This window comes from Peribacillus sp. NPDC101480 (assembly GCF_050277335.1).
Taxonomy (GTDB): Bacteria; Bacillota; Bacilli; order Bacillales; family DSM-1321; genus Peribacillus.
In genome coordinates this window covers 80,680-94,395 of the sequence record NZ_JBNNSB010000006.1, presented here as the reverse complement: position 1 = coordinate 94,395, position 13,716 = coordinate 80,680, and the positions used below count along the sequence as shown (strand labels likewise).

Below are 13,716 nucleotides of genomic sequence, written 5' to 3'. Positions count from 1 at the left end.
TTTCAGCAATCATTTGCTTTTTAGTATTGCGGATATTCTCGTGAGTTTTGCTGTTTTTTTACTCGTGAATTCTACTTTACTCGTGAGTTTTACACTTTTACTCGTGAATTTTGCACTTTTACTCGTGAATTTTGCACTTTTACTTGTGAATTTTGCCGATTTACTCGTGAATTCTACTTTACACGTGAGTTTTCCACTTTTACTCGGAACATGCATGCAAACCTCGCGTTGGGATAACTGATCGAGCCGCCACTAATCACAGCAATTTTGAGGGTTTCCATGTGATGGTTGCCCCGGCATTCAAGCAGCCTTCCATGTGATAGCAATGCTTTCATCGCATCGGCTGACCATTGATTTGGCCTCCCTTTATGGTGTACTTACCCTAACTGGCGTTTAAATGCTTTACTGGCGAAGAAGTAAGCGATGACCATGATGCCGACGCACCAGGCAAGCGCGATCCAAATATCGTTGCCAACAGACCCTTCATACAAGAGGGCACGAATCGCATTCACGATTGAAGTCACGGGCTGGTTCTCAGCGAACGCACGGACAATTTTAGGCATGGTTTCCGTGGGAACAAAGGCTGAACTGATAAACGGCAGGAAAATCAGCGGGTATGAGTAGGCTGTCGCCCCTTCCATAGACCCCGCTGTCAATCCGGGAATGACCGCCAGCCATGTCAGCGCTAGCGTAAACAGCCCGAGTATCCCAGCTACCGCGAGCCAATCCAGGATATCAGCGTTGGAACGGAAGCCCATCAAGAGCGCGACAAGGATAACCACCACGACAGTAAGCGCATTGGAAACAAGCGAGGTCAACACGTGAGCCCACAATACTGACGAGCGCTTGATGGGCATGGTAATGAAACGTGCCATCAGTCCGCTCTTTACATCCGTAAACAGCCGCACGGAAGTGTAAGCGACGCCGGATGCGATAGCCATCAGCAAGATTCCCGGCAATAAATAATTGACGTAGTTGTCTGTGCCTGCATCTATGGCGCCGCCAAATACGTAGACAAACAGCAGCAGCATCATAATCGGCGTAATCGCCACCGTGATAATTGTATCCGGGCTGCGCATGATGTTGCGCATTAAACGTCCTAGTAATACCCCTGTTTTACTTTTCATTTAAATCTCCTCCTTTTTGCCGATGATCGCGAGGAAAATTTCCTCCAATGTCGGCTGCTTCTCGATGTACTCCACTTTCGCTGGCGGGAACATCTCCTTGAGTTCGGTAAGTGTCCCGGTCGAGATGATTTTTCCGCCATGCAGGATGGCAATACGATCCGCCAGTTGTTCGGCTTCCTCCAGGTACTGGGTCGTCAGCAAGATGGTCGTGCCTCCGCCGGCAAGCTCCTTGACGGTATCCCAGACTTCAATCCGCGCTTCGGGGTCAAGCCCTGTCGTCGGTTCGTCGAGAAAAATGACTTCTGGCGTCCCGATCAGGCTCATGGCGATGTCAAGCCGGCGCTTCATCCCGCCGGAATATTTATCCGCCCGGCGGTTGGCCGCATCGGTCAGGCTGAATCTCGCAAGCAGATTGTCGGCGACTTGAGCAGGATTGGAAACTCCCCGCAACTTGGCGATCATCATCAGGTTTTCCCGCCCGGTGAGCATACCGTCTAAAGCTGCAAACTGCCCTGTCAGGCTGATGCTCTGGCGAACATGATCCGGTTGACTCTGGACGTCAAAGCCGCAAATACCTACTGCGCCGCCATCGGCATTCATCAGAGTCGAGAGGATATTGACCGTCGTCGTCTTGCCTGCTCCATTTGAGCCCAGCAGTGCGAAAATTTCGCCACGCCGCACCTCAAAATCCACCCCCTTTAAGACTTCATTGTCTTTAAAGGATTTTTTTAACCCTTTAACAGAAATCGCTGCATTGCTCATACTTTTTTCCTCCTTTTAATAGCGCGGCAAGGCCGCTTGTAAGTTTCGTAATTATCCGTTCGAGCGCATAGCAGAACTAGATTGCCTATTCTCCTCTATTTAGTCTGACTGATATTCTGTATTACTTACTACTGTGTTAAAAATATAACTGAATAGCGAAGGTGGCAATTCACATTTGTAACCAGCTATTCAGTCGGCATTATTTATTGAATTTATTTTTTCCCAGTCGCTTCAAGATGCTATCATTCAAATCTTCACGATACTTGGCGAAATAGGTTTTAGCATTTGCCACTAGTTCGTCGGCAAAGGACGCGACGTCATCCCCAGTGATTTCCAGCACTTGTCTGCCTTCCGCCGCACCGGCTTCGAACAACTCGATTAATTCATACTGCATGTGCAGCATATCCATCCCGTTGCCCGCTGAGAAATTCCACATGTAGTTTTGTATTTTCTTAAATACAAACTGGTAGTCCTCTGGCAAGGCTTCAACCCGTGCCATCATCATTTTATACTCTTTTTTATCACCAATCATTTTCTTGAACAATTCCATCATGTTATTTTTCCTCCTTATTGATAAAGCTGATCAAGACACTCCAAAAATAGCGTACGGAATATCTTATGAAGCTAGACTGACTTTAAGACATTGATTTTTGATGATACAAAATCCCATTTTTTCCAAAACAATTCGAGTTCCTGGCGGCCAGCCTCATTAAGTGAGTAAAACTTTCGGGGCGGCCCCATATCTGACGGTTTCTTCTCTATGTTCACCAGTTTTTTCTTTTCTAATCGCACGAGGATGGTGTAGACCGTCCCTTCCACGACTTCAGTAAACCCAAGCTCGTTCAGGCGGCGGGTAATCTCGTAGCCATAGGTTTCATGGCGGCTGATGATTTCCAGCACGCAGCCTTCCAGCGAACCTTTCAGCATTTCAGTTAAATTTTCCATGTTCAGAGCCTCCTCTATTTTGTGACTTGTAACTTAGTTCTGAGGGGAATTTTTACTGAATAGCTTTTTGGTAATGTATTCACGCTATTTAGTATTACTTATTACAACTAAACTGTAACACCGAGTAGCAGAGGTGTCAACTCCTATTCTTAATAACATTTTTGCAACTTCACTATTCAGTGCTGTCGGTATCCAGTGTTACTTACTATAGAGTATGCTGTAACACGTAGTAGGTGACTGTCAACTTGAATTTTTTTAAAAAACCAGCTATCTCCATTGGATACAGCTGATTTCTTTTATGAAGCCTTTACTTCCTCCTATGCTTCTTGTTTACACGTATATTAAGAAAGGCGAAAGATTTCGGTATATTGACAGTTCCAAGAGCCCGTTTAAAAGTAAGAGTGGAAAGGGTCATACATAATATGTTTGTCTCTAACACAATTGATGTGAAAAAGATAACATATTATTAATTCCTCTTTACTCGTGAAGTTTTACACTTTTACTCGTGAATTATACTGTTATACTCGTGAATTTCACGCCTTTACTCGTGAATTTCACACTTTTACTCATGAGTTTCGAACTTTTACTCGTGAGTTTCACGCTTTTACTCGTGAGTTTTACACTTTTACTCGTGAGTTTTACACTTTTACTCGTGAAGTTTTACACTTTTACTCGTTAATTCCACTTTTTCATGAGTAACGAACAACATAAAAAGCAACCTGCGTTAGGCTGCTCGTTATCAACTCTAAATTATACCCACCATAAATCAGTTGGGCTTTCGTTTATGAGTACAGTTTTCAGATTGGTTACGGCCCGTTGGAAGCCTTCTTCAACTGACATTAGCGGATCTTCGTGTTCGATGCTGACGACGTAATCGTAACCGTATGTGCGAAGGGCACTCATGATGTCGGACCACTCTTGCAGGCTGTGGCCGCATCCTACCGAGCGAAAGTTCCAGGCACGGCTCTGGATATTTCCATATGGCTGCATGTCGGTTAACCCATACATATTGATGTTATCCTGATCCAAGTATGTGTCTTTTGCGTGGAAATGGTAGATTGCTCCCGCTTTCCCGAGGATTTTGATGGCCCCGACTGGTTCGATGCCCTGCCACCAAAGATGGCTTGGATCAAGGTTGGCGCCTATTGCATCAGATGTAGCTTCCCGAAGTTTTAACAAGGTGTAGGGTGTGTGCACAAGAAAGCCCCCATGCAGTTCAAGGCCGATTTTTATATTGTGTTCATCGGCAATGGCGGCCGCCTTTTTCCAATAAGGGATCAATTTTTCTTCCCATTGCCATTTCAGCACATCTGTATACTCATTCGGCCATGGGGCGACGGGCCAGTTTGGATATTTAGCTCCTTCGTGATCACCTGCTGTACCGGAAAAGGTATTGACGACCGGGACGTTCAGTAAGGATGCAAGCTTGATTGTTTTAATCAGTGTTTCATCACTTTCTTTAGCGAATGCTTCATCTGGAGAGATCGGATTGCCGTGGCAGCTGAATGCACTGATCGTTAACCCTCTTGTTTGAACGGATTCGAGGTATTTTTGGCGCTTTTCTTCACTTTCCAGCAGTTCATCGAGTGGACAATGGATATTCCCTGGATACCCGCCTGTACCGATTTCAACTGTTTTTAATCCGGAATCCGCGACATAATCAAGCATATCCTCGAATGATTTTTGAGCAAATAGCACTGTAAAGATCCCTAATTTCACATGCCCCACCTCACCTTTTTCATTAATTTATGCTCATGACCTTCCCACTTGCCGAGCTTTGATAAATGGCTTCGATTATTTTTGAAACTTTCATGGCTTCCGATGGTTTTACCAATGGTTCCGCCAATCCTAGGCAGCTATTAATAAAGTTCTCTGCCTGTTGCAGGTCTGGTGTATCTTCCCCTGGCATCCATACTGCTTCACTATTTAAAAGCATTCCGTGCTTAGCCTGATTCAAGACTAGAGGGAACACATCAAGTCCGCCCTGCGTTCCGGATAAACTCAAAACAGTTGCTTCTTCACGGATATTCGCGGCCCAGGATGTTTCGAATAATAGCGATGCTCCGTTGGCAAATTTGATATATGCAGTGGCATGGTCATCCACTTCAAATACCGATGCATCGAAATTCCCCCATAAATTGACCTGATCGACACCCTTACTGACATAATTATATGTCGAACCTACGATTTCAATCGGTTCTGGGTCATCCATCAGCCATAATGCTAAATCAAGCAAATGGCAGCCGTAATCGATCACGCTTCCTCCGCCTTGCAATTCCTTGCTTGTAAAAACTCCCCAGCCAGGGACTTTGCGTCGTCTGATTGCCTGTACACGCGCTACATACGGTTCACCGATTTCACCGGCCTGAATCATTTTTTTGGCAGCCTGAGCTTCCTTCATGAAGCGGTAATGATAAGCAGTCGATAACACTTTACCTGATATGTTTGCAGCCTCGGTTATTGCTAAACATTCCTCAGTTGTAATGGCCATCGGCTTTTCACATAACACATGAACACCCGCTTGCAGAGCAGCAATGGAAATCTCCGCATGGAACTTATTAGGCGTTGCAATCGTAACAGCATCCACTTCAGCAAACATTTCTTCATAATTGGTGAAAACCTTCTCGATATGAAATTCACGCGCCACTTCTCGCGCCTTCATTTCATCTATATCCTGAATGGCGTATAAAACCACTTTATCTTGAAATTTTTGAAAAGCTGGGATATGCCTTTTTTGGGCAATTCCGCCAGCACCGATAATACCCATTTTTAATTTGTACATGATGACTTTTAACCCCTTTATAAGCGGATGATTTTTCGGGATGCATTTGATTCCATCGCGCCAAGAATGACTTTTAATGATTTTAACCCTTCAACTCCTGAGACAAGAGGCTCCTCATTGTCCACCACACATTTTACAAAGTGGCTGATCACTTCGGAATCATGCTGTCCTTCTGAGTCATTAGTCTGGATGCTTCCTAATTGGATGGTATCTGTCTTTCCATTATCATGATGGATGATCAGTGAGTATTTCGGATCGTCTTCAAGGCGCAATACCGCTTTTTCCGCATAAATGACCGTAGCATTGTCTTCTTTTGCATAAGACCAGCTGGCGGTAAGAGTTCCGATGATACCGCTCTCCGTCCGGAGGATACAGGCCGCACTGTCATCAACGTCTGTATTTTTCTTGGCAGTCGTTTCCACAAAGGCTCCCACTTCAACAAATTCTTCTCCAAGGATATACCGTAATAAATCAGCTTTATGAACCCCTAAATCGCCCATTGCACCAATGACTGCCTGATCCTTCTTAAAAAACCAGCTTTCCAGTCCGTCCACGCTCCAGGTTTCCGGCCCGGAATGTCCAAAAGCCGTCCGGAAGCTATAGACCTTCCCTAGGTCCCCGCTCTCAATAAGCTGTTTTGCCTTTTGATGAGAAGGAACAAAACGCTGATTATGACCAATCATTAGTATTTTGTCGCTTTTCGCTGCTGCTGCATTCATTTTTTCAGCGTCCACCAAAGAAGTAGCCATTGGTTTCTCACAAAGGACATGCTTACCAGCTTCCAAGGCTGCAACCGTGATGCGTGCATGCAGGTAATTCGGTGTACATACACTGATCGCTTCAATCTCCTCATTCTTCAAAAGTTCTATATAATCAGTATATGCTTGGGCGCCATACCTTTGTGCTGCTGCATTCGCCCGGTCCTGCACAATATCACAAACAGCAATGATCTCCGTTTCATGATGTGCATCATACTCCGGAAAATGCCTGTTTTTTGCGATACTCCCGCATCCAATGACTCCTACCTTCACTTTGCCCATTTTGTTCTCTCCTTCACTTCATCTCTTTGAGATGGATTCCAACGGTTCGGCTTTCCCATAGTTCGTTACGACACCAGATTCCGGCTTGACCCAATCAACGGCATTCTTAATTACCCGTTGAATCTCCGGATTATGGAAAGTAGGATATGTTTCATGACCTGGACGGAAATAGAAAATCTTCCCTTTTCCCCGCTGATACGTGCAGCCGCTTCTGAATATCTCCCCGCCTTCAAACCAACTGACGAATATCAATTGATCTGGTGCAGGAATATCAAAATGTTCCCCGTACATCTCTTCCTTCTCAAGCTCTATATATTCTCCAATTCCATTAACGATAGGATGACTGGGATCGACAACCCAAAGCCGTTCCTTTTCATCCGCGACCCGCCATTTCAAATCGCAAGTCGTGCCCATAAGCCGTTTGAAGATTTTTGAAAAATGACCGGAATGGAGGACGATGAGACCCATACCCTCGAGTACTCGCTTGTGGACCCTTGCAATGATTTCATCCTGAACTTCATCATGTGCAACATGCCCCCACCAAAGAAGTACATCGGTTCGTTCCAGCTCTTCTTCAGTTAATCCATGCTCTTCTTCATCGAGAGTAGCGGTCCTCACCTCGACCTGCTCACTTTGTAAAAAGCTAGCAATTGCACCATGGATACCATCTGGATATACTTTTGCCACTTCAGGCTTTGTTTTCTCGTGGCGATACTCATTCCATACCAGGACTCTCATGAACAACCTCCTCCATTCTAGATTCATTTCACGGCAACTTGCTTTTCATGTTTAACTATTACCTCTTTATCCATAACGCAAACGTTTGCGTTAGGTGTGATCAAAATATAAGAACATACTTATTGACTTCAGTAAGTATGAATTTTCAAAAATAATAGTGATAATCTATATTGTAAATTTATGTTAGCAAAAATCAAGCTTTAATTGGTAAAACATTTCTACATTTTTCATTTAATTTCCTTTTCAGCAACAAAATGCGACTCCCGCTTTATGATTTTGGTAGGAATACTGATACTCTTTTCCATCATTTCCGGATTTGCAATTAGATCAAACACGCATTTTGCCGCCTCAAACCCTAACTGATACGTATGGATATCAACCGTTGTCAGCGGCGTACTTAAAAATTCTATGAATTCTGAGTGGTTAAAACAGACGACGCTTATTTGCTCTGGCACTTTCAAGTTCTTTTCAGCTAACACCCCAAGCAAGAGAACACCCAATAAAAGATCCATAACCAAAAATGCGGTTGGTGCCTCTTTCAGCTCCAGCAATTCATCAATGGCCTTTATTCCATCCGTTCGATTTAAAGGAATCAATTTGATATATTCCTGTCGCACATCCAGCCCGGCCTGCTCCATCGCTTGTTGAAAACCTGTCAAGCGGTCCTGGATCACCTCAAACTCGGGACTGCCCCCTAAAAAGGCGATTCGCTCATGTCCAAGACTTATTACAAACTCCGATACTTCCCTGGCCGCTTGAACATTATCGTTATCAATGAACGTGATTCCGCTCATGTTCGTACTTGGCTTCCCGATCAAAACGAACGGGAAGCCCTGCTTTAATAAATACGGCACCACTTTATCGTCCTTTTTAGAGTACAAAACAATCATGCCATCCACTCTTCTGCCCTGAACCATTTTCACGACATCCTCAAAGATTGCATCCTCCGTCTCGCCGGTTGTCAGGGAAAGACTGTACCCTTCTTTATTACAGAAATCCCCGATGCCTCGGATCACTTCTGGAAAAAAGGGATTATAAAGTGATTCCCTTGCCGAACTTTTCATGACGATCCCAATGGCCTTAGTTGACTTCGTGACTAAGTTCCGGGCATTTTCATTCATATGATAGCCCATTTCCTTTAATACCTTGCGTACTTTACGCTTTGTCTTTTCACTGATTGTCGGGCTGTTATGGATTACACGCGATACCGTTGATGGAGCGACATTTGCTTTTTTTGCAACGTCTTTTATAGTAACAGACAAATTCATCAACACTCCCCGTTCACCGCACATGGCTTAATATTCCCTATATTTAAATAGTTATTTAACTGCTCCATCTGCAATTCCTTTGATAATTTGCCTCTGAGCAAAAAAGTACGCAATGATGACTGGAATGATGGATAAAGTAAGTCCAGCCAAGGCAAGATGCCATTGCTTCGTATATTGACCGAAAAAGAAGAATAATTTAAGTGGGATGGTCTCCGATCCTGCACCGCCAATAACAAGGGATGGCAGCAAATAGTCATTCCATATCCAAATGACATTTAAGATTCCAACTGTAATGGACATCGGTTTTAATAATGGAAATATAATATACCAAAATACTTGAAAGCGGTTTGCACCATCAATCTTTGCTGCCTCATCAAGTGAGAGGGGAATCCCTTTTAAAGTACCATGATAAAGGAATATGGAAAGACTGCAGCCAAAACCTAAATACATGAAAATCAGTCCGGCCTTGTTCAACATCCCCAGCTGGCCGAATTGGGCAACGAGCGGTATCATCACAGACTGAAACGGGATCAGCATGGCTGCTACAAACACAAAGAAAAGCAGGGAACTTATTTTACTTTTATTTCGGGAAAGAGCGTATGCTGCCATCGCAGAAAAGATGATGATGATGACTACACTGACGCCCGATATCAATAAAGAATTGAATAAAGTCCGGAGGAAATCCAATTGCTCGAAAGCTTGAGTGAAGTTTTCGAATGTCCAGGTTTCAGGCAGTCCCAATGTATCGGCAAATATATCCCGTTTCATTTTAAAAGCATTGACAAGCATTAAATAAAACGGAGTGAGCCATAATATGGCCAATATGAATCCGATGAATCCAATCAGCCACAATTTCCATTTTCCCCTCATTACAGCTCAACCTCCCGTTTTTTATTGAAATAGACTTGTGTCAGCGAAACGACCGCCACGATTACGAAAAAGATAACGGCTTTTGCCTGAGCATATGCCATGTCGTTTTCGGTGAAGGCGGATTTTACAATGTTCATCGCAACCATTTCAGTTGAATTATAGGGAGCTCCATTCGTCAAGGAAAGGTTTTGATCATAAATCTTGAACGAGTGGGAAAGCGTCAAAAACAAACTGACAGTAAAAGCAGGTGCCACTAGCGGAAAAGTTATATGGCGAAAACGCTGGAAGCTGTTCGCTCCGTCAATTTTTGCCGCTTCTATCAAGTCTTCAGGAACAGCCTGCAGATAGGCAATATAAATGATCATGATATATCCGGCCATCTGCCAAGACGTTAAAATGATCAATCCCCAAAAACCTGTATCAGTCGTTGATAACCACCCATTAAATGCTTCGATCCCAGTCAAATCACCAATCGCACCGAAGACCTTAATAAAAATGAACTGCCAAATAAAGCCGAGTATCAAGCCGCCAATTAAATTGGGCATAAAGAAAACTGTCCGCAATATGTTGCTTGATTTAATTTTCGAAGTCACGATGAGGGCCAAACTTAATCCGATGATATTGATTACCACAATTGCCGCTACGGAAAATTTAATGGTGAACCAAAATGTATCAAGGAACCCTTTATCCGTAAACAAGTCTATATAATTCTTAAGACCAATGAAATCCGGAGTCCCTAAACCGTTCCAGTTCGTAAAGGAATAATAAAATCCGTAGATGAGCGGCACGATCACAACCAAAATGAGTGCAGCAAGAACAGGTGTCAAAAACAGCCAATATGCAGCATCCCGATTTCTCAACGAAACCGACCTCCTTCAAATGATTTAATAGTTAATGGGTTTAGATCATGACTGTGTTATTTGATGAATCCCTTGTTGAGGCAAATTCCCTCAGCGACTTTTCTATAATAAGGAACAACCAATCGACACATTTTTCATGCCGATTGGTCACTTGCATTTCCCAACGCTTATCTGCTATGAATCTTCTCCCAATTTTCAATGTTCTGTTGGACAAGTTCCTCCCAAGTCAATTTACCAGTTACGTATTTTTGGACACTTGCACCAAGATCATCATTCCAACCGACCGGATATCCATTAAACACCCACCCAATCGTATTTCCTTCTTGGGAGTATTTATAAATTTCTTTTGAAATTGGATCGGCAATTTTTTCTACATCATATCCTTCATAAGCAGGAATGAATTTAAAGTCTTCCAAAACGGCTTTCTTCCCTGCTTCGGATGTATACATCCAATCGAGGAACTTCTTCGCCGCTTCCTGTACCTTTTCATCCGATTTCTTGTTCACTGCCCAATAGTTCGGTACGCCTACCGGCATGCCTGCATTGTCTCCATTTGGAATCGGGATGATGCCAATTCCCTTTTCAGCTAACTCAGGATCCATATCATAGACTGTGTTATACACCCAGTTACCCTGCTGAATGATCGCAACCTTTTCAAGCGAGAACAGCTCCTCCACTTGTTGGGAATAATCAAGACTTGCTGTCGGCTGCACGGAATACTCATTTTGGATATCGACCAATTGTTTAAACTTGTCACCATCCGTGAATTTAACCGTAGGTGCTTTACTTGCTTCTAACACATTTCCATCAAACTCCGGTGATAAGAATACATTGGATAAATGGTTTCCAGTCACCCACTTCTCTTTTACCGGATATGCGAAAACTGCTTCGAGCTTCAATTTGTCTTTTTGTGAATCGATTTTCTTAACTGCCGCCTCTAAGGCTTCATAACTTGTAATTTCATCAGGATTAATTCCGGCTTCTTTAAATATTCGTTTGTTATAGATCAAGCCGTATCCTTCCTGGTTAAATGGAAGTCCAAGGACTTGCCCGTCCTCTTCCACGCCATCCAAAGTACCGTCAAGCGCTGCAGCAGCAGCTTTCGTGTCCTTTAAATCTGTTAATCTATCTTTATATTGTGCGACATCTACCGGTCCGCCAATGTTAAAAACCGCTGGCTCCTCACCTGAAGCGAACTTTGCCGTTATGGCAGATTTATAATCATTACCGCCGCCGACTGTCGATACCTTGATCTTCACATTTGGATTTTCTTTTTCATATTGTTTTGCCAATGTCTCGAATTGCGACTTGAATTCTACCTTGAATTGAAATATATCGAGCGTCACGACATCCTTTGAGTCGCTGTTTCCGCCAGTTGAAGAAGAGCATCCTGCCAAAATTACACTAAAAATTAATAAAACAGTAAGAATTCCCCCATACCATTTTTTACGCCTCATGCCTACCCACTCTCCCTTTTTCTCATAATATTCATGCAATTTTAAGAAAACGTTTGCATAAAATTAGTAAAATAAAAGCCATTCATTCTATAAAATTCATAGTCTAGCGTACTTCTTTTACATCACCTCCTCACAAAAAAATGTTGCAAACGTTTACATTTATGCGCTTTATATTACCACCAAATTCCATACTTTACAATAAAATTGTAGTATATTGTAAAAAAAGGATGTTAAGAACTCTCTTAATCTAATTATATGATTCAGAAACCTTTGATTATTCCTTTATCCGATTATTTATTGTACGGGCCATTTTCATTCCTGGCATTATACGAAAAAAGGGAAACCCGTCGGTTTCCCTCTTATCACTTCAATATCATCTTCACATTGGAAGGACCGTATTCATCCTTCAATTCATAATATTTATCGCTTGCTTGTCCAAATTCCTTAAACACACCGCTAATGATCAATTCATTCGTTTCTTTATCAACGACACTGTACTTGATATTGCTTTTCCCAAACTTTCTGTCATCCACTTTTAAAAGGATCATCTTGGACACCTCCACATTTAATGGCTGCACTCCTCAGGGTGTGTGGTTTCTTACTTACATAATATAACAAATTATTCTAAATTTACAGTTTTTTTGCAGTACAAAATAAAAAAGCCTATCAAGGCCTTTTCATTTCGCTTATACTTTATTCGCGTCAGGACTTCGAGATATCCAGGAATCCTTCACCAAATACGTCCCGAACGTCATGTATGGCTATAAACGCATTGCTATCCGTTGACTGCACTATTCTCTTTAACTTTAGCACCTCTTGCTTACTTATAACGATATATAAAATATCCTTGGATGCCTTTGTATAGTATCCATGGCCGCTAAAAACAGTGACACCCCGGTCCATCAATTCGGTTACTTGCTTTGCAATCTGGTCCGCTTCTTTTGAAATGATGGTAATCGCTTTTTTCGGGTTCAATCCCTCAATGATGAATTCCATCGTTTTTGTTCCAATATAAAGCATAAGGATAGTGAGCATCAGACCTTCTGCACCAATGATGAAATAAGATGAGAACGCAACGATTAAATCGAAAAACAGAAGTCCATAGCTTAAGCTCCATCCCAAATACTTATTAGTAATTCGGGCAAGGATTGTCGTACCGGCAGTAGTGCCCCCAACACGAATGATCATGCCAATTCCTGCACCGGCAAAAACCCCGCCAAATATCGCATTGATGACCAATTCATCTGAAGATATCGTCCAGCTTTCGGTTAAATGAAGGAAAAGTGAATTGAAGGCAACGGCTACGATTGTATATACCGTTGTTAATTTCGACAAAAATTTATAGCCGACAATGAGCAGGAAAGCGTTAATGATCAAACTTAACAGCCCTGGTGACCATTCAAAAAGATAAAACAAAATGATGGTTATCCCAGTGACTCCTCCCTCACCAAGCTCATTGGGAATGACGAAAAGATTTATTGCCAAAGCGAAAATAAAAGCTCCTATTAATATAAAGAAAACATCCAAAGAAATCTTTTTCATATTTATACCCTTCCTTTATGTAATGGTTAATGTGAATTCGGTTAATTTCACTGCTCTATAGTAACATGGAATTCCATTTAATCCTTCAAAGATTTGAAGGTTTAACAAAAAGACTACCTTGGAAGTTAGATTATCTTCAATGAATGAGCTTAATACATAAGAAGTCACTATTTTTACTAAGCTTTTTTATACATTAGCTTAACAAAGCCGCTGCCCGATTCTCCTTTAATCAAAATAACCAACCAGCTTTTTTTGACCCTTGATTTCTCCAGATTAATGATTATTAGTTTATTCTCATGCTCCTTTTCAAAGCTTGACAGTTTCA

14 protein-coding genes are annotated in these 13,716 nt (G+C 42.4%); all 14 read right to left on the bottom strand.

Translation table 11 applies throughout. The annotated features are described in order from the left end of the window. Positions 1-377: 377 nt before the first annotated feature. Positions 378-1,127 (bottom strand): ABC transporter permease, encoded by a 750-nt coding sequence (locus tag ACQKMF_RS19735; protein WP_101224955.1) that lies wholly within the window; start codon positions 1,125-1,127, stop codon positions 378-380. Beyond that, positions 1,128-1,889, bottom strand: a complete 762-nt coding sequence (locus ACQKMF_RS19730; protein ID WP_427574578.1) for an ABC transporter ATP-binding protein — start codon at positions 1,887-1,889, stop codon at positions 1,128-1,130. Between the two features lie 199 nt (positions 1,890-2,088). Then, positions 2,089-2,442 carry a DUF1048 domain-containing protein gene (locus ACQKMF_RS19725; RefSeq protein WP_101224957.1) on the bottom strand — a complete coding sequence of 118 codons (354 nt, stop codon included), beginning with the start codon at positions 2,440-2,442 and terminating at the stop codon, positions 2,089-2,091. 71 nt (positions 2,443-2,513) lie between these two features. After that, positions 2,514-2,834: a PadR family transcriptional regulator gene (locus ACQKMF_RS19720; RefSeq protein ID WP_142644260.1), complete on the bottom strand. Its 321-nt coding sequence runs from the start codon at positions 2,832-2,834 to the stop codon at positions 2,514-2,516. A gap of 750 nt (positions 2,835-3,584) precedes the next feature. Further along, the gene (locus ACQKMF_RS19715) at positions 3,585-4,553 is read right to left on the bottom strand and encodes a sugar phosphate isomerase/epimerase family protein (RefSeq protein WP_101224959.1); all 969 of its coding nucleotides are present in this window, start codon (positions 4,551-4,553) and stop codon (positions 3,585-3,587) included. Between the two features lie 22 nt (positions 4,554-4,575). Then, complete coding sequence (locus ACQKMF_RS19710; RefSeq protein WP_034305944.1) at positions 4,576-5,616, bottom strand: Gfo/Idh/MocA family protein; 1,041 nt, start codon at positions 5,614-5,616, stop codon at positions 4,576-4,578. A 17-nt stretch (positions 5,617-5,633) separates the two neighbouring features. After that, a complete protein-coding gene (locus ACQKMF_RS19705) occupies positions 5,634-6,656 on the bottom strand; it encodes a Gfo/Idh/MocA family protein (protein WP_402944579.1) in 1,023 nt (340 codons plus the stop codon). Positions 6,657-6,674: 18 nt separating this feature from the next. After that, positions 6,675-7,394: a ThuA domain-containing protein gene (locus ACQKMF_RS19700; RefSeq protein WP_402944582.1), complete on the bottom strand. Its 720-nt coding sequence runs from the start codon at positions 7,392-7,394 to the stop codon at positions 6,675-6,677. 227 nt (positions 7,395-7,621) lie between these two features. Further along, positions 7,622-8,656 (bottom strand): LacI family DNA-binding transcriptional regulator, encoded by a 1,035-nt coding sequence (locus ACQKMF_RS19695; protein ID WP_101225045.1) that lies wholly within the window; start codon positions 8,654-8,656, stop codon positions 7,622-7,624. A 57-nt stretch (positions 8,657-8,713) separates the two neighbouring features. Further along, a complete protein-coding gene (locus ACQKMF_RS19690; protein ID WP_101224962.1) occupies positions 8,714-9,532 on the bottom strand; it encodes a carbohydrate ABC transporter permease in 819 nt (272 codons plus the stop codon). Beyond that, the gene (locus tag ACQKMF_RS19685) at positions 9,532-10,392 is read right to left on the bottom strand and encodes a carbohydrate ABC transporter permease (RefSeq protein WP_098370419.1); all 861 of its coding nucleotides are present in this window, start codon (positions 10,390-10,392) and stop codon (positions 9,532-9,534) included. Before ACQKMF_RS19685 ends, ACQKMF_RS19690 begins: the two co-directional genes overlap by 1 nt. A 167-nt stretch (positions 10,393-10,559) precedes the next feature. Next, the gene (locus ACQKMF_RS19680) at positions 10,560-11,849 is read right to left on the bottom strand and encodes an ABC transporter substrate-binding protein (RefSeq protein WP_427574572.1); all 1,290 of its coding nucleotides are present in this window, start codon (positions 11,847-11,849) and stop codon (positions 10,560-10,562) included. 362 nt (positions 11,850-12,211) lie between these two features. Beyond that, positions 12,212-12,397, bottom strand: a complete 186-nt coding sequence (locus tag ACQKMF_RS19675) for a hypothetical protein (protein ID WP_034305959.1) — start codon at positions 12,395-12,397, stop codon at positions 12,212-12,214. 154 nt (positions 12,398-12,551) lie between these two features. Beyond that, positions 12,552-13,391, bottom strand: coding sequence for a YitT family protein (locus ACQKMF_RS19670; RefSeq protein ID WP_101224964.1), 840 nt, complete (start codon positions 13,389-13,391; stop codon positions 12,552-12,554). Positions 13,392-13,716 lie beyond the last annotated feature (325 nt).

Coding starts and splice junctions, on each gene's coding strand:
- ACQKMF_RS19735 (WP_101224955.1), bottom strand. CDS start 1,127: ATGAAAAGTAAAACAGGGGTATTACTAGGACGTTTAATGCGCAACATC.
- ACQKMF_RS19730 (WP_427574578.1), bottom strand. CDS start 1,889: ATGAGCAATGCAGCGATTTCTGTTAAAGGGTTAAAAAAATCCTTTAAA.
- ACQKMF_RS19725 (WP_101224957.1), bottom strand. CDS start 2,442: ATGATGGAATTGTTCAAGAAAATGATTGGTGATAAAAAAGAGTATAAA.
- ACQKMF_RS19720 (WP_142644260.1), bottom strand. CDS start 2,834: ATGGAAAATTTAACTGAAATGCTGAAAGGTTCGCTGGAAGGCTGCGTG.
- ACQKMF_RS19710 (WP_034305944.1), bottom strand. CDS start 5,616: ATGTACAAATTAAAAATGGGTATTATCGGTGCTGGCGGAATTGCCCAA.
- ACQKMF_RS19705 (WP_402944579.1), bottom strand. CDS start 6,656: ATGGGCAAAGTGAAGGTAGGAGTCATTGGATGCGGGAGTATCGCAAAA.
- ACQKMF_RS19700 (WP_402944582.1), bottom strand. CDS start 7,394: ATGAGAGTCCTGGTATGGAATGAGTATCGCCACGAGAAAACAAAGCCT.
- ACQKMF_RS19690 (WP_101224962.1), bottom strand. CDS start 9,532: ATGAGGGGAAAATGGAAATTGTGGCTGATTGGATTCATCGGATTCATA.
- ACQKMF_RS19680 (WP_427574572.1), bottom strand. CDS start 11,849: ATGAGGCGTAAAAAATGGTATGGGGGAATTCTTACTGTTTTATTAATT.
- ACQKMF_RS19675 (WP_034305959.1), bottom strand. CDS start 12,397: ATGATCCTTTTAAAAGTGGATGACAGAAAGTTTGGGAAAAGCAATATC.
- ACQKMF_RS19670 (WP_101224964.1), bottom strand. CDS start 13,391: ATGAAAAAGATTTCTTTGGATGTTTTCTTTATATTAATAGGAGCTTTT.